Origin of the sequence: Fructilactobacillus fructivorans (genome assembly GCF_001434095.1) — a bacterium.
GTDB classification, from domain to species: Bacteria; Bacillota; Bacilli; order Lactobacillales; family Lactobacillaceae; genus Fructilactobacillus; species Fructilactobacillus fructivorans.
This window is the reverse complement of sequence record NZ_AZDS01000001.1, coordinates 340,665-360,572: the sequence shown is the minus strand read 5'-3', so window position 1 is coordinate 360,572 and position 19,908 is coordinate 340,665. Positions and strand designations below refer to the sequence as shown.

The following is a 19,908-nucleotide window of genomic DNA, read 5'->3' as shown; positions in this document are numbered from 1 at the left end:
TATGACACTTACTGCCCAAGATATTCATGATAAAAAGTTTTCACTAAAAATGAGAGGATATAGCATTGATGAAGTCAATGACTTTTTAGACCAACTCACTAAAGATTACCAAATTCTGCAAGATGAGAATGAGGAACTGAAAAAATCATTAAAGAAAACCAAAAAAGACCTCACTTACTATGATGACCTTAAGAATTCCTTGAATCAATCAATTTTAGTTGCTCAAGAAGCAGCTGATAAAGTTAAGAAGGATGCCGAAAGCGAAGCTGATGAGATTAAACAAAACGCACAAAAGCAAGCTGATTCAATCTTATCTGACACTACTGACAAGTCTAATCAAATTATGGGTGCGACTACCAAACAAGCTCAAAGTCTCTCAATTGCAACCGATGATTTTCGGAATAGCATTAAGACTTTCCGTCAAAAGATGATTGGAATGCTACAAAGTCAGTTAGATTTTGCTAAGAATGAAGACTGGAATAAATTACTTGATTCTAGTAATTTTGATAATTATGATGAGATTCAGCAGGCCGTTAAGAACCTTGACAAGCAAGCTTTGGTGAGTGTAAACTCATCTAGTAATGATGATTCAGCAAAAGATCAAGATGATCAATTGATTGTTGAATCGGTATCGGGACCATATACTGATCCTACAGTTGAGATTTATCCCAATGACAAGCTACATAAATAACGGTAGATTGAAGACAGAAAGTTATTAATGACCTTTTCAGCGAATTAGGGTTGGGTGTGAGCCTAATAAAGTAGTTATTAGTAAAAGATCACTTCATTGATAATCTATGCAATGAGAAAATTAACCATGGTTAATTTTGAATTTGGGTGGTACCACGAAGACTTCGTCCCTATTAGACGAGGTCTTTTTTATTTTGAGGAGGATACTATGAGAATTAAGGATACGCTGAATTTAGGTAAGACTAAGTTCAAGATGAGAGGTAATCTTCCCGTAAAGGAAGTTGAACGAGAAAAAGTTTGGGAAGACAATCAGCTTTACCAGCAACGTCAAAAATTAAATGAGGGCAAACCATCATTTGTATTACATGATGGACCACCATATGCCAATGGTGATATTCACATGGGTCATGCTATGAATAAGATTACCAAGGATATGATTGTTCGTTTTAAATCAATGAATGGATATCGAGCTCCTTATGTACCTGGATGGGATACTCATGGACTACCCATTGAACAGCAACTTAAAAAGAAGGGATATAATCGAAAGAAAATGTCTACGAATGAATTTCGTAAACTTTGTCATGATTATGCTCTCAAACAAGTTGACAGACAACGTGATGAATTTAAACGATTAGGTGTGTCTGCTGATTGGGATAATCCATATTTAACGTTGATGCCAGAATATGAAGCTGCTGAAGTGCGTGTTTTTGGTAAAATGGCAGATCGTGGATTGATCTATAAGGGACTTAAACCTGTAATTTGGTCGTGGTCATCAGAATCAGCACTTGCCGAAGCAGAAGTAGAATACCATGATGTGACCTCTCCATCCGCTTTCTTTGCTGAGAAGGTGATTGATGGGAATGGTGTCCTTGATAATGATACGTATATGGTAGTTTGGACTACGACCCCATGGACCATTCCTGGTTCAGAAGGGATTACGGTTGAACCTGATTTTGACTATTCAATTATTCAACACGATGATGATCCCAAAAAATATGTGATTGGAACCGACTTACTGGATCAAGATGCTGAAATGTTTGGATGGAAAAATGTCCGCACTTTACAAACCGTAAAGGGTAAAGATCTTGATAACATTAAGGCCCAACATCCGTTTGATAGTAGTCGTCAACTAGTAGTAATGAATGGTGATTTTGTTACTAATGATGCCGGAACAGGTTTGGTTCATACTGCTCCTGGATTTGGAGAAGATGATTATAATATTGGGATGCAATACGGATTAGACGTCTTTGCACCCGTTGATTCCAAGGGGTACCTAACTAAAGAAGCTGGTCCTGATTTTGAAGGTGTCTTTTACGAAGATGCTAATCAAATCGCATTAGATAAGTTAAAAGAACAGGGTCAGCTTATCCATTACATGCCATATAAACATAGTTATCCTTTTGATTGGAGAACTAAGAAGCCAGTTATCTATCGTGCAACCCCACAGTGGTTTGCTTCGGTTGATAAGATCAGAAAAGAAATTTTGGATGCCATTGATACCGTTGGTTTTAATCCTAGCTGGGGTCAAAAACGCCTTTATAACATGATTCGTGATCGCGGAGATTGGGTCATTTCAAGACAACGAGTTTGGGGAGTCCCACTGCCAATCTTCTATGGTGAGGATGGTGAGCCAATTATCACCGATGAGACCATTGAACATATTGCTGACTTGTTTGGCCAATATGGTTCAGATATTTGGTTTGAAAGAGATGCAAAGGATCTTCTCCCAGAAGGCTTTACCAGTAAGCATTCTCCAAATGGTAAATTTACCAAGGAAACTGATATTATGGATGTTTGGTTTGATTCTGGTACTTCTCATCAAGGTGTCTTAGCAGAACGTCCTAATTTAACCTATCCGTCAGATTTAGTAGTCGAAGGATCAGATCAGTATCGTGGATGGTTTAATTCTAGTTTGATTACGAGTGTTGCATATGCTGATATTGCTCCTTACAAGCATGTTCTATCACAGGGGTTCACGCTTGATAAAAAGGGTCATAAAATGAGCAAGTCACTTGGAAACACGATTGCCCCAAGCGATGTTATTAAACAAATGGGTGCTGATATCGTGCGCTTGTGGGTTACAAGTGTTGATACCTCTGCCGATGTTAGAGTGTCAATGGGGAACTTTAAGGTAGTTTCTGACAGCTATAAGAAAATTAGAAATACGATTCGATACATGCTGGCTAACACTAGTGATTTTGATCCTGAATCTGATGCAATTAAATATGAAGATATGAATTCTGTCGATCAATACATGTTAATTCGTTTGAATCAACTGATTCAAAACGTTAAAGATGATTACGATCAGTATGACTTTATGAGTATTAATAAAGAATTACTATCGTTTATTACCAGTGATTTGTCTGCTTTTTATTTAGATTTTGCTAAGGATATTTTGTACATTGATCCTAAAAATGGTCAGCGTCGTCGCTCAATGCAGACGGTGTTATACACTATCTTAGTGGCTTTAACCAAGTTAATGACTCCCATTATTCCTCATACGACCGAAGAAATTTGGAGTTTCTTGGATGAACCTGAAGAATTTGTTCAATTAGCTGAAATGCCAGAAGTTAAGCACTTTAATGGAGAAGATACGGTTCGTAGTCAATGGGACCAATTTATGAAATTAAGGAAAAACGTTCTGAAAGCCATGGAATTAGCTCGAGATGATAAGGTTATTGGTAAGCCTTCTGAGGCTAAACTGACATTATACGTTGATGATGCGACCAAAAAAATGTTTAATGATTTAAATGTTGATATTGGACAAATTTTAATGGTTTCTCAATTAGACATTAAATCAATTGATGATGTTGATGATCAAGCTAATCGTTTTGATGATAATTTAGCCATTAAGGTAGAACATGCCAATGGTGAGACTTGTGTTCGTTGTCGTCTTATTAAACAAGACGTTGGTTCTGATCCAGATTATCCTGAGTTTTGTGGTCGTTGTGCTAAAATTGTAAGGGAAGAGTATCCTGAAACTGCTACAGAAGGATTTGAAGAAAAATAATGAAATCGGGACTTGTTCCCGATTTTTTATTAACAAAGAGGTGATTACGTAATGAAAGGCACAATTAAAAGTTACGAAAGAGATAAGGGTTTTGGTTACATTCAGGTTCCCAATTCTGATGATGTTTTTATGCATATCACGGGAATTATTTCTGGTAATCCTAAGCAAATTAAAGCTGGAGATTCCGTTGACTTTGTAAAAGCAATGGGACAACACGGTTTTCAGGCGGCAAAGGTGGTTTTGCATCAGGACTAAAGCCGTTGCATTGAATTCACATTATCGTTAAACTATTTTTGGAAGGTGAATATCATGGATTTTGAAGAAAAAGTAATCAGTAGTAAACCAGTTTATAAGGGGCCAATTGCACAAGTTGAAGAACAACAAGTTAAACTTCCTAACGGAAAATTAGCTTCACGTGAGATTATTCATCACTGCAAGTCGGTAGCAATGCTTGCAATCACCTCAGGTAATAAAATGATTATGGAAAAACAGTGGCGGGCACCAGCTAAACGTGTCATGTTGGAAATTCCCGCTGGCAAGTTAGATGATCGTGATGATGATTCACCGATTCATGCTGTCAAAAGAGAGCTAAATGAAGAAGTTAGATTTAATGCGAAGGATATTAAACAGCTTTATTCATTTTATCCGTCAGTTGGGATCTCTGACGAATACATGTATCTGTACTTAGTCCAGGGATTAACTCCCGTTAAAAATAAATTACCAAGAGATCCAGGTGAATTTTTAGAAATTGATGAATATAGCTTGGATGAAGCAAAACAAATGCTAAAAGATGGCCAAATTATTGATGCTAAGACAATTATGGCAATTCAATACTGGGAATTGATGCAGAAGTAGGCGACCAATATGTTTAATGATAAAAAAGACGATCAATCTAATATGACAAGATCGCAATATCAGCGAATGTATGGTGATGCTGATAGAAGACACAATGTTGAATATGATCATAATTCTGAAAACCAGGAGACACGGTATAATCGATCCAAAAAGCGAAACTGGTTTAGTCGATTATTTCACCGTTCCAAAAATGATCAACCAACGGAAACAAATTTTAATCAATATGATAATGCCCAACCCGATTCATATGAGCGCGAAAGACAGGATGCTTCTGAATATAAGCGAAAACGACTTGGTAGAAGATTAAATGTCGTCATTTTAATATTGTTAGTACTAATCATAATTGTACTGGCAATTATGCGATTTGTTGGGTAGCTTGAGGGGAAGAATAAATAATGAAAACATTTGGAATTATTTGTGCCATGGATGAGGAAATTAAGTCTTTGAAGTCGGCATTAAAAGATGAAAAAGAAAAAGATATTAATGGAATTAAATTTTACGATGGAACGATTGACGGTCAACACGTCATTTTAGTTAAATCTGGAATTGGGAAAGTTGAGGCTGGCATTACGGCTGCAATTTTGTTAGAGAACTTTAACGTTGACGTATTGATTCATTCTGGGTCGGCCGCTGGAATTGGAAATGGTCTTAGTGTTGGTGATCTAGTAATTTCAACCCAGACCGCTTATCATGACGTTGATGCAACGGCTGCCGGTTATGAATACGGGCAACTACCTGGCCAGCCTGCTCGATTCGATGCTTCAAATGTTTGGATCAATAAGATTTCAGACGCATCAAAAGACACTGGGATTAATCCTAAGCGAGGATTAATCGTTACTGGGGACCAATTTATTGCTGGTCAAAAAATGATTGATGATATTTTAAAGAATTTCCCGGATGCTTTATCCGCTGAAATGGAAGGGGCAGCTGTTGGTCAAGTTGCTCATCAATTTAAGATTCCTTACGTGGTGATTAGAGCGATGTCAGACGTTGGTGATGAAGATGCTAACCAAAGTTTTGACGAATTTGTTGTCGATGCCGGGAAACGTTCGGCCCAGATGTTACTAAATTTATTTAAGAATACAGAAGAAGCATAGAGGGATGATTTAAATGGGTGAGATCTATTTGGATAACGCCGCAACCACGCCAGTATCAAGCGAAGTACTAAATGACATGTACGATAAGTTTAAGAATAACTTTGGAAACGCATCAACTTTGTATCAACTTGGCAGACAATCCAAGGAGATTTTGGAAGATAGTCGGCATGTGATTGCTAAAAGTATCAATGCCAATGACAATGAAATTGTTTTTACTAGTGGTGGAACAGAAAGCGATAATACTGCGGTAATTAGAACGGCTGAGGCACGTCAAAGTCTTGGTAAACACATCATTACGACTTCTATTGAACATGAAGCCATTTTAAAGCCCATGAAATATTTGGAAGATCATGGATTTAGGGTGACTTATCTGCCAGTGGATGAACATGGTAATATCTCGATGGATGACTTAAAGGATGCCCTTGATGATGATACGATCTTAGTTTCTATCATGACCGGTAATAATGAAGTCGGTAGTAAAAATCCAATTCATGAAATTGGTGAATTGCTTAAAGACCATCAAGCTTGGTTTCATACTGATGCCGTTCAAGCCTATGGATTGTTGGATATTGACGTTAAGAAGGATCATATTGACCTCCTTTCAACTTCAGCTCATAAGCTGAATGGACCAAAAATGATTGGGTTTTTGTATCGTCGAAATGGAATTAATTTTACCAGTTACATTATGGGCGGTGATCAAGAAGATAAGCGTCGTGCTGGAACGGAAAACATTCCCCAAATTTCTGGTTTTGCTACGGCAATCAAAAACCTTCCAAGTGAGAAGAAAAAACAACGAAGAGAAACCTTTAGACGATTTAAGCGTGAGATAGTCGATGGTCTTACTAATAATGGAATTGACATTGATGTTAATGGATCAATGAGTGACAATACTCTTCCCCATGTTCTCAATATTTGGATCAAGGGAATTTCGACTTATGTAATGCAAACTAACTTAGACTTAGCTGGAATTGCAGTTTCCGGTGGATCGGCATGCACGGCTGGGAGTTTAGAGCCGTCACATGTTTTGACAGCAATGTTTGGTAAGGAAAGTCCCAGAATCTCAGAGTCAATTCGAATTAGCTTTGGGGCCTATACGACTGATGAAGATATTCAAAAATTAGTTACTGAAATCACGGCAATTGTAAAGCGCTTGAAGAAGGGAAATAAAAAGTAATGGCATTTTCAAAGTCACTTCAGCTAAAGGGTGGAGATACTAAATATGAATTAAGTCCTGAAATCAAAAAGTATACTCTTCTGGATCTTGGATTTAGTAACACTAAGAGTGGTAACTTTGCCTATAAAAAATCAATTGATCCAGAATCACCCTTTAGTAAAAACGCAATGAAATTAAAAATCACCATTAATTCCGATATGACCGAATTTAAGATGGCGATTGTTGATGGTAATGAAATGAATGACGTTGATATTTTTTCAAATGATAAACATTTAGAAGAACGGGATCAATTCAATTTTATTATGCAAAATATGATATTAAGGAAGGTTTTTCGAAGGGTTTAAGAAGAGCCGAAGGTTGCATGAACCTTATTTAATAGAGTAAGATAGTAAATACTGGAATTGCGACCTTCAAATCGTAGATTTTCAGAATCTAAAGAATGATGGTGATGTTATGCAAGATAACAGTAAAACACGTGTTGTTGTTGGAATGAGTGGTGGAGTTGATTCTTCAGTCGCTGCCTACTTACTCAAACAACAAGGATACGATGTTATTGGCGTCTTTATGAAGAACTGGGATGATACCGATGCTGACGGTGTCTGTACCGCTACTGAAGACTACAAAGATGTTGCTCATGTTGCTAACGAAATCGGCATCCCATATTATTCTGTCAACTTTGAACATGAGTATTGGGATCGTGTCTTTAAGTATTTCCTTGCGGAATACAAACGAGGACGAACTCCTAATCCTGATGTAATTTGTAATACTGAGATTAAGTACAAAGCTTTTCTCGAGTATGCCATGGATTTAGGTGCCGATTATATTGCAATGGGGCATTACGCTCAATTGAAACGTGATAAAGATGGTCATAATCATCTTTTACGTTCCACTGATCTTAATAAGGATCAGACGTATTTTCTAAGTCAGCTTTCAGCAGACCAATTGGATCGAGTAATGTTTCCGGTTGGTGGGATGACTAAACCAGATGTCCGAAGAATTGCTAAAAAAGCAAACCTTTGGGTAGCAGACAAAAAGGACTCAATGGGAGTTTGTTTCATTGGTCCTAATAATTTTAATAATTTTCTTAGTCATTATTTGCCAGCTAAGCCCGGAAAAATGATGACCTTTGATGGCGAAGTTAAGGGCCAGCATAATGGCTTGATGTATTATACAATTGGTCAAAGAAAGGGCCTAGGTATCGGTGGAGATGGCTACGATAATCTTCCATGGTTTGTGGTTGGAAAAGATCTTTCCAAAAACATTTTGTACGTTGGAAAGGGTTATCATAACGAACACTTATATGCAGATTATCTAACGGCTTCTGGACTATCTTGGATTGATTCCAATACGCGCGGAAATGATTTTCACTGTACCGCCAAGTTTAGGTACCGTCAAAAAGACACTGGTGTTACCGTTCACGTTGAAGATAACGATCACGTTAAGGTGGTTTTTGATGAACCGGTTCGTTCGATTACTCCTGGACAGGCCGTAGTTTTCTACGATGGTCAAGAGTGTCTAGGTACCGCTACGATTGATGCAGCATTTAAAAATGATCATCAGTTACAGTACGTATAATCAAATAAAAAGTTCGACTCATTAGGGGTCGGACTTTTTTTGATAATTTAATTCTAAACTGGCATAATAGGGCTAGATTAATGTGTGAGAGGGTTTATCATGAAACTTTATTTTGTAAGGCATGGAAAAACAGAATGGAATCTAGAAAGCCGTTATCAAGGTGCCGGCGGAGATTCCCCGTTGTTAGACGATAGCTACCACGAAATGGATCAGGCTGGAAAGTATCTGTCCGGGATTCATTTTGCGCATATTTACGCGAGTCCGATTAAGCGAGCTCGTACGACTGCATTTCGAATTCAAGATTGGTTAAAGTATCCGTCTTCCATTTCACTGGATAGTCGGCTTGAGGAATTTCATTTAGGTAAGATGGAAGGAATGAAATTTACTGACGTGCAAAGGAAATTTCCAGCAGAATTCGATGCTTTTCGGAATCATCCTGAAAAATATCATCCTGAGACCATTGGTGGCGAAACTTTCCCAGCCTTAATCAAAAGAATGCGTAGCAAAATCGATGAAATTGCCCGAAATTACGACCATGACGATAATATTTTAATTGTAAGTCATGGGGCAGCCCTTAACACGTTAATTAATTCACTATTAGGGATTCCCTTAAAGGATCTCAGAAAACGTGGTGGATTAGCTAATACTAGTACCACCATTATCGAGACTAATGATAGCGGTAAAACTTATCATTTAATTGATTGGAATGATACTAGTTATTTAGATAGAAAGATTGAAAAGTCAGATTTAGTATAATAGGAGTCAGAATATGACAGATAACGAACGTAAGCAACAACCAACCGAAGATCCACGACAAAAACAAGCTGAAGCGACCCTTCATAAGTTGGTTAAGGATATTGATGATCATCCGAAAGATTATCGAACCTACTACGATTTAAGTGTTTTTTTGGTTGAATTGAAGAGTTATACGCAGGCCGAAGAATTGTTGATGAAAGCCTTAGGATTGTTCGGTGATTCAAGTAAAAAAGCAAAAAGTACATTGTTATATGGATTAGGTAACGTATATTATTCTGCGGGTGAATTTGAAAAAGCAATTCATCAGTTTCAACAAGTTGATGATCCAGGGCTTAAAAAAGATGCTTACGTGATGCTTGCACAGAGTTACATGGGTAAAAAAGACTATAAACGTGCATTAGTGTTCTTATTAACGGCCCAAGAATTAGCGAAACAGGACCCTGAAATTAATAAAATGATGGGTGAATGTTTAATGGCCCTTGGTGACTTTGATCAAGCAGCTGATTTTTATGACCGGGTTTTAAAAAATGATCCTCATGATGGCAAGGCTAATTTTGATCGTGGTCTGATTGCAATGGTTCTTGGTGAACCATTTGAGGATTACTTTAAAAAGGCGGAAAAGTACGATAAGAAAAACTTTGATGCCAAGCAAAGTCAGATTAAAGACATTGAGAAAGTAGTGCAATTAAATAAACAAAAAAAGGATCATCCAGATGACCCCAAACGTAATGATCCGAAATAGGAGAAGATAATTGTCTGAATCAATGGATTTGTTTCAAACTAATGAAAAATTGAATAATTCAGCTCAAGATGAACATCTCTATGTCAAAGGACAAGTTCAGACAACTTTTTTTGAGAGTTCTGATAGTTTTTATAAGGTTTTATTGGTAAAGGTTAATGAAACTAACTTAGACTGGCACGAAGATGAAATTGTTATAACTGGGAACTTTGCGGATATTAGTGATGATGTTACTTACCGTTTTGTTGGAAAATTAGTTGATCATCCTAAATATGGGAAGCAGTTTCAAGCAGAAAATTACGAACGTGTGGGCCAAAACTCCAAAAAAGGCTTAATTAATTACTTATCTGGAAGTGAATTTACTGGAATTGGCCCCAAGACGGCTGAAAAGGTTGTTAACCAACTTGGAACTAGTTTAATTGAAAAGATTTTGGAAAATCCAGCCGTGTTAAATTCAGTTGGATTAACAAAGAAGCAAAAAGATGTGATTAGTCAAACTGTCCATGAAAATAATGGGGTTGAACAGACAATTGTTGGATTAAATAGTTATGGATTTGGTAGTAATTTGGCGTCTGCAATTTTTAAGAAGTACAAGGAACAGGCTTTAGAAGTTATTAAAACGAATCCTTATCAACTAGTTGAAGATATTTCTGGAATTAGTTTTAAAAGGGCTGATCGGATTGCTAACAAAGTGGGGGTAGATTACAATGCCAAGGGTCGTCTCCGTGCTGGTTTACTGACGGCCTTAGACTCACTTTCAATTAAAAGTGGGAACACTTACTCTGATACTAGAGAATTGATGCAAGAGAGTACCCGTATTTTGGAAACAGATCGAACCCAGCAAATTGATAATAAAAAGCTTGGAGAAGAGCTGTATGATTTAGCTAAAGATCAAAAGATTGTTGTTGACGAAGATAAAATCTATCTAAAAAATCTGTATGATGATGAGTTACGAATTGCTGAGAATATGAAGAGAATTGAGCAAAGTGGACAGGATAAACAACAATCTCATGATTTTTCAAAAATAATTCAAAAAGTCGAAAAAGAAGTTGGAATTGAGTACGATGAATCGCAAAAGAAAGCTATTAATGAGGCCATGATTAATCCGGCTTTCTTACTCACTGGTGGTCCAGGAACCGGGAAAACTACCATTATTAATGGAATTGTAAGAACGTTTGCGAAAGCTAATGACTTGTCCTTAGATATTAATGACTATAAGGAACAGGCTTACCCGGTCTTACTTGCTGCTCCGACTGGGCGTGCGGCTAAAAAAATGAGTGACTCCACTAAGATTCCAGCTAGTACCATCCATCGATTGTTAGGTTTAACTGGTCATGGTGATGAAGAAGCCGCTAATGATTTAGAGGGTGGTTTATTAATTGTTGATGAGATGTCAATGGTTGATACGGACTTATTTAAGATTTTAAGCCAAGCCATTCCTAATGGGATGAAGGTTATTTTCGTCGGTGATAAAGATCAACTGCCATCAGTTGGACCAGGACAAGTTTTTTATGATTTGCTTCGATCGCATACTATTCCAAGTGTTGAGCTTAATCAGATTCATAGACAGAATGATGGTTCGACGATTGTGGAATTGGCCCATGACATTAAAAATGGAGCGATGCCACAAACACTTTTAGTAAACCAACGGGATCGCAGCTTTATTAATTGTAATACGCAACAAGTTGAATCAGTAATTAAACAAGTGGTTAATAAAGCAAAGGTTAAGGGATTCAGTTCGACGGATGTCCAAGTTCTTGCACCAATGTATCGGGGATCAGCTGGAATCGATCGTCTCAACGTGGAGATTCAGAATATTATGAATCCACCAACTTCAGAAGCACAAAAGGAAGTTGATTATCGAGGAACTAAGTATCGAATTGGCGATAAGGTCCTTCAATTGGTTAACGTACCTGAAAACAACATTTTTAACGGTGATATTGGTAAGGTCGTTGGAATTGAAATTAATAAAGAAAATAAGCATTATCTTGATAAATTGACGATCGCATTTGATCAAAATGAAGTTACTTATACGAGAAATGATTGGAACCAGCTTACGCTTGCTTACTGTACTTCAATTCATAAAGCACAGGGAAGTGAATTTAAAATGGTGATTCTTCCGATTGTTCCACAGTACCGAAGAATGCTTAAAAGAAACTTGTTGTATACTGCAGTTACTCGGGCATCTAAAATGTTGATTATGTTGGGTGATCCAAATTCGTTTGAGGAATGCATTGAGAATGAGTCCGTTAATCGAAAAACGACATTGAAGCAGCGTTTACAATATGTAATTAATGAAGAATATCAGCCTAAAGTAATTGGTGCAAGAAAAGAAACGCCAACAAATTCCAAGGACAGTAATCCGGCTGATTTTATTTTGTCGGAGGAGAAGATTTTGGGTAATGATATTGATCCAATGATTGGAATGCAGGGAATTACCCCTCAAAATTTTAATAATGATAAATAGTGAGATTTCGATTATAATGTACTTAGTAATTAGTTGGTTATGAGGGGAAAATTCGATGGTGAAAACTAAAAAAGAAGATAGATCAGCAAAGATCTTTGCGTTAAATTCAAATCGTCCACTAGCAGAAAAGATTTCTGAAGCTAGTGGGATGGATATTGGTAAAGCCACCATCAATCACTTTAGTGATGGTGAAATTCAAATTACGATTAATGAAAGCATTCGTGGTGATGATGTATATATTGTTCAATCACTTTCTGATCCGGTTAATGATAATTTAATGGAACTAATGATTATGATTGATGCCGTTCGAAGAACCAGTCCGAATACAATTAATGTGGTGATTCCGTACTATGGTTATTCAAGATCGGATCGTAAAGCACGTTCGAGGGAACCAATCACTGCTAAGCTAATTGCTACTTTTCTTGAATCTAGCGCTGTTGATCGGGTCGTTACCCTTGATTTACATGCTGCTCAAATCCAGGGATTCTTTGATATTCCTGTTGACCATTTAAGGTCACTTGAATTGATGGGAAATTACTTAAAAGAGCACGATGTAAGTGATGATGCTGTTGTTGTTTCACCAGATTACAATAGTGTTGCTAAAGCACGGGGAATGGCTGGATACTTGAATCTTCCAATTGCCATCGTTGATAATCGAGATCCTGAGGACTACAGTAAAGTACCTAGCACGATCATTGGTGATGTGAAGGGTAAGAACGCAATTGTAGTTGATGACATGATTGTGACAGGTGATAAGATGAAGATTACCGCTAAAGCAATTATGAACGCTGGGGCTAAAGCAGTCTATGTGGTTGCAACTCATCCAGTTCTTACTGAAGACGCCAAAAAGAATCTTTCGGATCCAGCCATTAAGCAAGTAATTGTTTCTGACTCAATTGTTGTTCCGCAAGACAAGAAAATTGATAAAATGGTGATCGTTTCAGTTGGCAAGCTGATTGGTAATGCCTTAAAATTAATTGAGAACGAACAATCAACAAGTAAATTGTTTGATTAATAAAAATTTGGAGGGATTCTAATGGTATTTAAAGCAAATGATAATCGTTACGATAATATGAAAGTAAGACGTGCAGGAACTACTGGATTACAATTACCTGCATTATCATTCGGAATGTGGCATAGTTTTGGCGATGACGCTAATTTCGAAGATAGTGAAAAAGTAATGCTTCATGCCTTTAACAAGGGGATCTTTAGTTTTGATTTAGCTAATAATTATGGTCCTGGTTCTGGTGCAGCTGAAAGGATGTTTGGTCAAGTTTATCGTCGTGACTTAAAGCCATATCGTGATGAATTAATCATTACAACTAAGGCCGGTTTTCATATGTGGCCTGGAGTTTACGGAAATTATTCTTCCAAGAAAACTTTAGTTACTGCCTTAGATCAAAGTCTCCAAAGAATGGGTCTTGATTACGTAGACATTTATTACACTCATCGATTTGATCCTAATACCAGACTTGAAGAAACTGCCGAAGCCCTTGACGGTTTAGTTCGAGCAGGAAAGGCATTGTATATTGGAATTTCAAATTACGATGGTCACCAAACTGCTGAGATGATTAAATTATTTAAAGAGTTAAAGACACCATTTGTAGTTAACCAAAGTTCTTATAACATGCTTAATAGGGAACCAGAAGACGACGGAACCCTTAAAACTTTAGCTGATAACCATGATGGATTTATTGCTTACGGTCCTTTAGCAGAGGGATTATTAACTAGTAAATATCTGAAGGGAATTCCTGAAGACATTAAACTCCACAAGACAAACAAGTTTATTTTAGCTAACGGTGATGAAAGTGCTGTTAACAAATTAAACAAGTTAAATGGTATTGCTAAGAACCGTGACCAGACACTTGCTCAGATGTCACTTGCATGGTTATTACACGATCCAACTGTAGCCAGTGTTGTTACTGGTGCTTCAAAGGTTGATCACTTAGATGATAACTTGAAGGCTTTAGATAATCTTGATTTTACCCAAGATGAATTAGATGAAATTGATAAAATTGTTAAATACAAGTAAATAAAAAACATGACGATTTCGTCATGTTTTTTTGTGCTTCTACAAGAATAGATTAAAAAAGGTGAATCCTAAGTGGATTCACCTTTTTGTGGTTTAATCATTCATAATTAACATTGGTAAAATTAGTGGACTTCTTTGAGTCTTTTCATACAAAAAGTTGGATAAATCATTGACAATGGCTTTACTAATCGATTTTTCGTCGGCATTTTTATTTTTCATAGCGCGTCGAATAGTTCGAAAGACTAACTTACGGCCTTCATCTAATAATTCACCAGACTCACGCATGTAGACAAACCCACGAGAAAGGAGATCAGGACCAGATTGAATTTCTTGGTTCTTTAAGTTGATGGTTGCGACAACCACAACAAGTCCTTCTTCAGAAAGAAGTTGACGATCTCGGAGAACTTTATCGCCGATGTTACCAATACCGTTTCCGTCAATGTAAACGTCTCCAGCATTAAAGTAGCCAGCTATATGGGCAGTATCTTTAGTAAGGGCTAACACCTCACCATTTTTCAAAATGAAACAATGATCAGCAGGAACCCCACATTCTTGTGCCAGCTTGGTATGAATCTTTAACATTCGGTATTCACCATGAATGGGGACAAAAAACTTGGGCTTCATCAATCGAAGCATCAATTTTTCTTCTTCTTGACCACCATGTCCAGAAGTATGAATATTATTGATCTTACCATGAATGACAGTGGCGCCGTCTTCTTCAAGCTCATTAATAACTCGGTTAACACTCAACGTATTTCCAGGAATTGGATTACTTGAAAAGACAACGGTGTCTCCAGGTTGAATAGAAATTTGGCGGTGAGTTCCGTTGGCAATTCGAGCTAGGGCTGCCATCGGTTCACCCTGTGATCCAGTACATAGGATCATGATTTTATCAGCGGGGAGGTGCTTTAGTTCTTGAGCATCGACAAAGGCACTATCGGGTACATCTAGGTATCCAAGTTTTCTCCCGTTAACAATGGCAGCTTCCATGCTTCGACCGAATACAGCAATTTTACGATCGTGAGCAAGGGCAGTGTCAATGGCAGTCTTGATTCTCGATAGATTAGAAGCAAAGGTAGCGAAGATAATTCGGCCCTTTACTTCATCAAAAATGTGTCTAACTGATTTTCCGACCCATTTTTCTGATTTAGTCCAAACTGGCTTTTCAGCGTTCGTACTGTCAGCCATTAAACAGAGGACACCTTCTTCACCCAACTTTGCCATTGCTTGCAAATCAGGTGGCTGGTTAGTAACAGGGGTTAGATCAAATTTATAATCGCCTGTTTCGACAATGACACCATCTGGCGTATGAACTGCTACTCCCATTGTATCTGGAATTGAATGAGTGGTTCTAAAAAATGAAACACTCGTTTTTTTGAATTTTAAAACTGATTTATCGTTAATCTCATGAAGTTCCGCCTGTTTTAGCAAGCCGTGTTCTTCCAATTTGTTTTTGATTAACGCTAATGCTAGTGGACCAGCGTAGATTGGAACATTTAAGACCTTTAAAAGAAAGGGCACACCACCAATATGGTCCTCATGACCATGAGTGATAACAAGTGCCTTAATTTTATCTTTATTATCAATTAAGTACTGATAATCTGGGATGACATAATCAATTCCCAATTGATCATCTTCAGGGAACTTGATTCCAGCATCAATCAAGATGATTTCATCCTGAAACTGTACCCCATAAGTATTTTTACCAATTTCTCCGAGTCCACCAACACCATAAATAGCAGTTTCGTTATTTTTGATGTTTAATTTCTTCATAACTATTTAAACTCCGTAATTTTAAATCCGGGATCATTTTCTTCAAATTCAAGGTGCTTCCCTTCAAGCGGTTCAATGAATTCGATGTTGTGTTTCGTGTGTTTTTCCAGCATAGTTCTAACATCAGCGACCGTTTTTGCCTCTAAATAAAGGGTTTTAGTTGCTTCACGTTTAGGGTTAGAATTATTTTCGTCTTGATACAAAACTTTATAAATCAATATAATTACTCCTTTTTTGATGATTTAATGTTCTTTTTCGTACATTAGGTTGCAATAACGCAACAATTGACCACAATTTAGCATATTATGACAAATAAGTATAGAATCATGTGAATCGACAAACATGATTCATGTTAAAATAAAACTATAAATTGGATTAATTGGAGAAGAAAATTGAAAATATTTTTAGAGCTAGTCGTTGGGGTAGTAGTGGCTTTTCTAATCTATAATTGTCTCCACTATTTTTTTGTTACTCTACCAACGCGAAGGTATCAATTAAAAATGAAACATGAAGTTGATGCTGAAATTTATAAGGTAGTCAAATACTTTGAAGTTGAAGATCAACGAGAAATTATTCAAAGTTACGTCGGTTCTCAGGTTCTATCAGATTTTTGGGGAAGGGGCGTAATGGTTTTTGAGTACCGTTGTGTGGTTAAAGACGGGTATGAGGATGCCGATTTATTACGATCTTTGCTGAACCAAAAATTAGCTGAGTATGCCGTTCCTGATGGTTTCGTGGATGCCCATGAAAAGAAAACTTTAATTGTAACTGATTGTTGGCTAAACAAACGGGTATTGATATTTGATGTTGCTAATGTGGTTAATCCGGCTACGCATGAATATTTGAGTGACATTGATAAATTAAATGAAAAAGAAAGGGAAACGTAAGAACGTTTCCCGTTCGAAATAAAATCAAGTTCATTAGTCAAAAAATACTTCGTCTTCTGTTTTTGAAAATGGATCATTTTTATTGATGTGATCATAAAATAGCATCCCATGAAGATGATCAATTTCATGTTGTGCAATAATGGCAGGGTAATGCTTCAGTCTGATTTTGTGTTCCTTACCCTCTAAGTCCTGATATTTAACCGTAATTCGATCGGCTCTGGGAACAAATCCAGGAACGTCTCGATCAACCGAGAGGCATCCTTCACCCTCGGTCAACGCACCACGTTGAACGGAATTGGAAATGATTACCGGATTAATCATGATGGCTTTAAATGGTGACTTTTGATCTTCACCTTCGGGTGGGGTTAAAACTGCTGCCATTGACTTCGATTGGCCGACTTGTGGGGCGGCCAAACCAACGCCAGCTCGTAGATGATATTTTTTACATAGTTCTGGGTCTTGACTCACTTCTAGGTATTTCATCATTTTTTCACCAAGCTCTCGGTCTTCATCACTAAGTGGAAACTTTACGGGCTTGGTTTGGTTTCTAAGGACCGGATTGCCTTCTCGTGTTATGTCTTTCATTAGGTACATAACGTTTTACCTCCTAATTCATGTCAATTACTACTAATTTATTCTATCATAAAACTTAAAACCAGTGAATTTCATGGTATAGAAGCATTTGTATTATTCATGTGTGCAAAATAGAATTTGAAATGGTACTTTATTAACAAGAAAAAAATTAATAAATTCTTTAGAATGAGTGGAGGAATTAGAATGCAACCAAAGTTATTAATTAAGGGAAGCATAGACAGGATCTTAGCTCTTTTAAAAGCGCTAATTGTTTGCGACTTTCCGGTTACTATTCGAGTTGATGATAATGAACAGATTCGATCAGCCGTATTATCCAGCAAAATGTGTCATAACCTATCAATTCAAATCGCAGATAAGCCTGAATTAAACAATTTTGATGCGTTATTGTATTTACCAGATATCGAATTTTACAATCCAAAATTAACCGATGCCAATCAAATTGCTGAGGATATGAGGCCAGAAATTGATAATTTACGTGACGTGATCAATGATTGTGTTTCAAACGGTTTTCGTGGGAAAATAATAATTAATGCTCCACACGATGAAATTTTTGCATACTTTGCGGCAGGCTTTTCTGGGCTCGATAACCAAAATATTATTGGAGTGGGAACGCTGCCACAAGAAATGCTTTTGAAGAGCGAATTATTAAGGAATTTTGATGTGAGTGCTGATGATATCAATGTCAATGTGCTGGGACTCAATACCAATAATCTAGTTGCGTGGAGTCGGGTTTATATCGGTCCTGCTACCTTACTTTCTTATTTAGCTGATGATAGTAATAATTATAGTAGTGATATTATTGGTCAAGTTCAGCAGGTGATTGATGATCCAGATGTTGTGACTAATCAAATGATTCAGAGTAAAGCGTTAATTAGGTTACTAATATCAATGTATGAAGGCCAATCATTAATTTGTTCAGTTGTGAGTGTTGATAAAGAAAAAGACGAACTAAAATTAGATATGAGCCCAAAATTAATTAATCGTAATGGAGCTGCGCAAGCGATCCGATTACAACTATCAGAAGATGAACAGAAGAAATTAAATCAAGATTTAGGTTGGGCCAATGAAATTATCACGGCTGTGATTAATGGAGGAAAAGATGCCTCAAAAAACTAATGAAAGTTATTCTTATCCAATTGTGGATGATTGGAGTCGAAAAGAGTTAATTGATGTGTGTCATTTCTTTGAAAATATTGAAATGGCTTATAATAAAAGTGGAGTTAGTCGAAAGAATCTAATGGACAGTTATCATCGATTCTGTGAGATTAATCCTGCTAAAGTGGAACAGAACAATTTACAGAGAGATTTTGAGAAGCAATCAGAGTTGGATGTATATCACGTTATGAAATTAGCGAGAGACAATCCAGGTATGAAAACCATCAAACGAAAGGGATGATTCCATCACAACAGTAGATAATTTAAAAAGAATTGATCATGACGTCTGCCAGATTTTAACTACCGCACGTGCGTTTGTTATGGAAAGGCTTAATGGTCATTTGGATGTAAATGAAAAAACAGGTCGGAAAGATTTAGTTACTAACATTGACAAAGATAATGAGAAGTTTTTTGTAAAGCAATTGAGAGCTTTAGAACCTGGGAGTAAAGTTCTAGGCGAAGAAGGCTTAGGCGATAAGATTGATAGTTTAGATGGTCAGGTTTGGATTGTCGACCCTATTGACGGAACGATGAACTTTGTAAAACAGCGGGATCATTTTGCCATGATGATTGCGTACTATGTTGATGGAGTACCAACCCTGGGATTTATTTATGATGTAATAAATGACAAACTATATCATGGTGGTCCTGATATTGGGATTTACGTTAATTCTGAATCTATGAATCCGCCAGCAAACAATTCGCTGGAAGACGGTCTGATTGGTATGAGTGGACCCCTAATTATTCGGGATGTTCATCATATGCAAGAAATTGCGGAGGCAAGTTCTGGTTATCGAATTTATGGAAGTGCTGGGATTGAAATTGCGGCTGCCATTAGTGGGAAAACGATTGGCTATATTTCTCATTTAAGACCCTGGGATATTGCTGCTGGACGTGTGTTGGCTGAGACACTTGGAATGACAGTGTCTACTATTGACGGGAAGCCCATCGATATGCTATCATCAAATACAGTTTTGTTAGCGACAAAAAAGGCGCAAAAAGATATTCTGAAAATTTCGACGAAGCGTTAATTAAAAGCTGTGATTAACTCACAGCTTTTTTATCGAAGTTGAGTTCTTTAACTTATCAAATTGCAAATTTTTG

General features: G+C 37.1%; 21 protein-coding genes. 18 read left to right on the top strand and 3 right to left on the bottom strand.

Annotated features, from left to right (window positions below):
* The first annotated feature begins 1 nt into the window (after nt 1).
* The 14 genes from FC73_RS01875 to FC73_RS01810 all read left to right on the top strand — a co-directional run bounded on the left by FC73_RS01875 (nt 2) and on the right by FC73_RS01810 (nt 14,395).
* Nucleotides 2-691, top strand: a complete 690-nt coding sequence (locus FC73_RS01875; RefSeq protein ID WP_010021211.1) for a DivIVA domain-containing protein — start codon at nt 2-4, stop codon at nt 689-691.
* A 207-nt stretch (nt 692-898) separates the two neighbouring features.
* Nucleotides 899-3,700 carry an isoleucine--tRNA ligase gene (gene ileS, locus FC73_RS01870; RefSeq protein WP_010021213.1) on the top strand — a complete coding sequence of 934 codons (2,802 nt, stop codon included), beginning with the start codon at nt 899-901 and terminating at the stop codon, nt 3,698-3,700.
* A 51-nt stretch (nt 3,701-3,751) separates the two neighbouring features.
* Nucleotides 3,752-3,955, top strand: a complete 204-nt coding sequence (locus FC73_RS01865; RefSeq protein WP_010021215.1) for a cold-shock protein — start codon at nt 3,752-3,754, stop codon at nt 3,953-3,955.
* Between the two features lie 54 nt (nt 3,956-4,009).
* Complete coding sequence (locus FC73_RS01860) at nt 4,010-4,555, top strand: NUDIX hydrolase (protein ID WP_010021216.1); 546 nt, start codon at nt 4,010-4,012, stop codon at nt 4,553-4,555.
* Between the two features lie 9 nt (nt 4,556-4,564).
* On the top strand, nt 4,565-4,930 hold the full coding sequence (locus FC73_RS01855) for a hypothetical protein (RefSeq protein WP_010021217.1): 366 nt from the start codon (nt 4,565-4,567) through the stop codon (nt 4,928-4,930).
* Between the two features lie 20 nt (nt 4,931-4,950).
* On the top strand, nt 4,951-5,652 hold the full coding sequence (locus FC73_RS01850; protein WP_010021219.1) for a 5'-methylthioadenosine/adenosylhomocysteine nucleosidase: 702 nt from the start codon (nt 4,951-4,953) through the stop codon (nt 5,650-5,652).
* 13 nt (nt 5,653-5,665) lie between these two features.
* Nucleotides 5,666-6,826, top strand: a complete 1,161-nt coding sequence (locus FC73_RS01845) for a cysteine desulfurase family protein (protein WP_010021221.1) — start codon at nt 5,666-5,668, stop codon at nt 6,824-6,826.
* Complete coding sequence (locus FC73_RS01840) at nt 6,826-7,170, top strand: hypothetical protein (protein ID WP_010021222.1); 345 nt, start codon at nt 6,826-6,828, stop codon at nt 7,168-7,170. Before FC73_RS01845 ends, FC73_RS01840 begins: the two co-directional genes overlap by 1 nt.
* A 109-nt stretch (nt 7,171-7,279) precedes the next feature.
* Entirely contained in the window at nt 7,280-8,401 is a 1,122-nt protein-coding gene (mnmA, locus tag FC73_RS01835) for a tRNA 2-thiouridine(34) synthase MnmA (RefSeq protein WP_010021223.1), read from the top strand.
* A 96-nt stretch (nt 8,402-8,497) separates the two neighbouring features.
* Nucleotides 8,498-9,157: a histidine phosphatase family protein gene (locus tag FC73_RS01830; RefSeq protein WP_029327086.1), complete on the top strand. Its 660-nt coding sequence runs from the start codon at nt 8,498-8,500 to the stop codon at nt 9,155-9,157.
* Nucleotides 9,158-9,170: 13 nt separating this feature from the next.
* Nucleotides 9,171-9,899, top strand: coding sequence for a tetratricopeptide repeat protein (locus FC73_RS01825; RefSeq protein ID WP_010021225.1), 729 nt, complete (start codon nt 9,171-9,173; stop codon nt 9,897-9,899).
* A gap of 22 nt (nt 9,900-9,921) precedes the next feature.
* Nucleotides 9,922-12,363 (top strand): SF1B family DNA helicase RecD2, encoded by a 2,442-nt coding sequence (gene recD2, locus FC73_RS01820; protein ID WP_040472253.1) that lies wholly within the window; start codon nt 9,922-9,924, stop codon nt 12,361-12,363.
* Nucleotides 12,364-12,418: 55 nt separating this feature from the next.
* Entirely contained in the window at nt 12,419-13,378 is a 960-nt protein-coding gene (locus FC73_RS01815) for a ribose-phosphate diphosphokinase (protein WP_010021228.1), read from the top strand.
* A gap of 21 nt (nt 13,379-13,399) precedes the next feature.
* Nucleotides 13,400-14,395, top strand: a complete 996-nt coding sequence (locus FC73_RS01810) for an aldo/keto reductase (protein ID WP_010021230.1) — start codon at nt 13,400-13,402, stop codon at nt 14,393-14,395.
* A 93-nt stretch (nt 14,396-14,488) separates the two neighbouring features.
* On the opposite strand, the gene rnjA is transcribed toward FC73_RS01810, so the two are convergent.
* Together rnjA and FC73_RS01800 are read right to left on the bottom strand one after the other, a co-directional pair.
* Nucleotides 14,489-16,168 carry a ribonuclease J1 gene (rnjA, locus tag FC73_RS01805; RefSeq protein ID WP_010021231.1) on the bottom strand — a complete coding sequence of 560 codons (1,680 nt, stop codon included), beginning with the start codon at nt 16,166-16,168 and terminating at the stop codon, nt 14,489-14,491.
* A 2-nt stretch (nt 16,169-16,170) separates the two neighbouring features.
* The gene (locus FC73_RS01800; protein WP_010021232.1) at nt 16,171-16,386 is read right to left on the bottom strand and encodes a DNA-directed RNA polymerase subunit epsilon; all 216 of its coding nucleotides are present in this window, start codon (nt 16,384-16,386) and stop codon (nt 16,171-16,173) included.
* A 174-nt stretch (nt 16,387-16,560) separates the two neighbouring features.
* On the opposite strand from FC73_RS01800, the gene FC73_RS01795 reads away from it, so the two are divergent.
* Nucleotides 16,561-17,055, top strand: a complete 495-nt coding sequence (locus tag FC73_RS01795) for a hypothetical protein (protein ID WP_147299359.1) — start codon at nt 16,561-16,563, stop codon at nt 17,053-17,055.
* Between the two features lie 33 nt (nt 17,056-17,088).
* Here the strand turns inward: FC73_RS01795 and def are convergent, their stop codons facing one another.
* Complete coding sequence (def, locus tag FC73_RS01790; RefSeq protein ID WP_010021236.1) at nt 17,089-17,649, bottom strand: peptide deformylase; 561 nt, start codon at nt 17,647-17,649, stop codon at nt 17,089-17,091.
* 183 nt (nt 17,650-17,832) lie between these two features.
* Here def and FC73_RS01785 point away from each other — a divergent pair, with 183 nt between their 5' ends.
* The 3 genes from FC73_RS01785 to FC73_RS01775 are packed head-to-tail and all read left to right on the top strand — an operon-like array spanning nt 17,833 to nt 19,835.
* Nucleotides 17,833-18,765 (top strand): Rossmann-fold NAD(P)-binding domain-containing protein, encoded by a 933-nt coding sequence (locus tag FC73_RS01785; protein ID WP_056936283.1) that lies wholly within the window; start codon nt 17,833-17,835, stop codon nt 18,763-18,765.
* On the top strand, nt 18,749-19,045 hold the full coding sequence (locus FC73_RS01780) for a UPF0223 family protein (protein ID WP_010021238.1): 297 nt from the start codon (nt 18,749-18,751) through the stop codon (nt 19,043-19,045). Before FC73_RS01785 ends, FC73_RS01780 begins: the two co-directional genes overlap by 17 nt.
* A 4-nt stretch (nt 19,046-19,049) precedes the next feature.
* On the top strand, nt 19,050-19,835 hold the full coding sequence (locus FC73_RS01775; RefSeq protein ID WP_029327087.1) for an inositol monophosphatase family protein: 786 nt from the start codon (nt 19,050-19,052) through the stop codon (nt 19,833-19,835).
* The last annotated feature ends 73 nt before the right edge of the window (nt 19,836-19,908 follow it).

What these genes read in the sequence shown, in the direction of transcription:
- FC73_RS01860 (WP_010021216.1), top strand. Translation starts at nt 4,010, where the DNA reads ATGGATTTTGAAGAAAAAGTAATCAGTAGTAAACCAGTTTATAAGGGG.
- FC73_RS01875 (WP_010021211.1), top strand. Translation starts at nt 2, where the DNA reads ATGACACTTACTGCCCAAGATATTCATGATAAAAAGTTTTCACTAAAA.
- FC73_RS01855 (WP_010021217.1), top strand. Translation starts at nt 4,565, where the DNA reads ATGTTTAATGATAAAAAAGACGATCAATCTAATATGACAAGATCGCAA.
- FC73_RS01850 (WP_010021219.1), top strand. Translation starts at nt 4,951, where the DNA reads ATGAAAACATTTGGAATTATTTGTGCCATGGATGAGGAAATTAAGTCT.
- FC73_RS01810 (WP_010021230.1), top strand. Translation starts at nt 13,400, where the DNA reads ATGGTATTTAAAGCAAATGATAATCGTTACGATAATATGAAAGTAAGA.
- FC73_RS01780 (WP_010021238.1), top strand. Translation starts at nt 18,749, where the DNA reads ATGCCTCAAAAAACTAATGAAAGTTATTCTTATCCAATTGTGGATGAT.
- FC73_RS01840 (WP_010021222.1), top strand. Translation starts at nt 6,826, where the DNA reads ATGGCATTTTCAAAGTCACTTCAGCTAAAGGGTGGAGATACTAAATAT.
- FC73_RS01785 (WP_056936283.1), top strand. Translation starts at nt 17,833, where the DNA reads ATGCAACCAAAGTTATTAATTAAGGGAAGCATAGACAGGATCTTAGCT.
- FC73_RS01845 (WP_010021221.1), top strand. Translation starts at nt 5,666, where the DNA reads ATGGGTGAGATCTATTTGGATAACGCCGCAACCACGCCAGTATCAAGC.
- rnjA (WP_010021231.1), bottom strand. Translation starts at nt 16,168, where the DNA reads ATGAAGAAATTAAACATCAAAAATAACGAAACTGCTATTTATGGTGTT.
- def (WP_010021236.1), bottom strand. Translation starts at nt 17,649, where the DNA reads ATGTACCTAATGAAAGACATAACACGAGAAGGCAATCCGGTCCTTAGA.
- recD2 (WP_040472253.1), top strand. Translation starts at nt 9,922, where the DNA reads ATGGATTTGTTTCAAACTAATGAAAAATTGAATAATTCAGCTCAAGAT.
- FC73_RS01865 (WP_010021215.1), top strand. Translation starts at nt 3,752, where the DNA reads ATGAAAGGCACAATTAAAAGTTACGAAAGAGATAAGGGTTTTGGTTAC.
- FC73_RS01815 (WP_010021228.1), top strand. Translation starts at nt 12,419, where the DNA reads ATGGTGAAAACTAAAAAAGAAGATAGATCAGCAAAGATCTTTGCGTTA.
- FC73_RS01825 (WP_010021225.1), top strand. Translation starts at nt 9,171, where the DNA reads ATGACAGATAACGAACGTAAGCAACAACCAACCGAAGATCCACGACAA.
- mnmA (WP_010021223.1), top strand. Translation starts at nt 7,280, where the DNA reads ATGCAAGATAACAGTAAAACACGTGTTGTTGTTGGAATGAGTGGTGGA.
- ileS (WP_010021213.1), top strand. Translation starts at nt 899, where the DNA reads ATGAGAATTAAGGATACGCTGAATTTAGGTAAGACTAAGTTCAAGATG.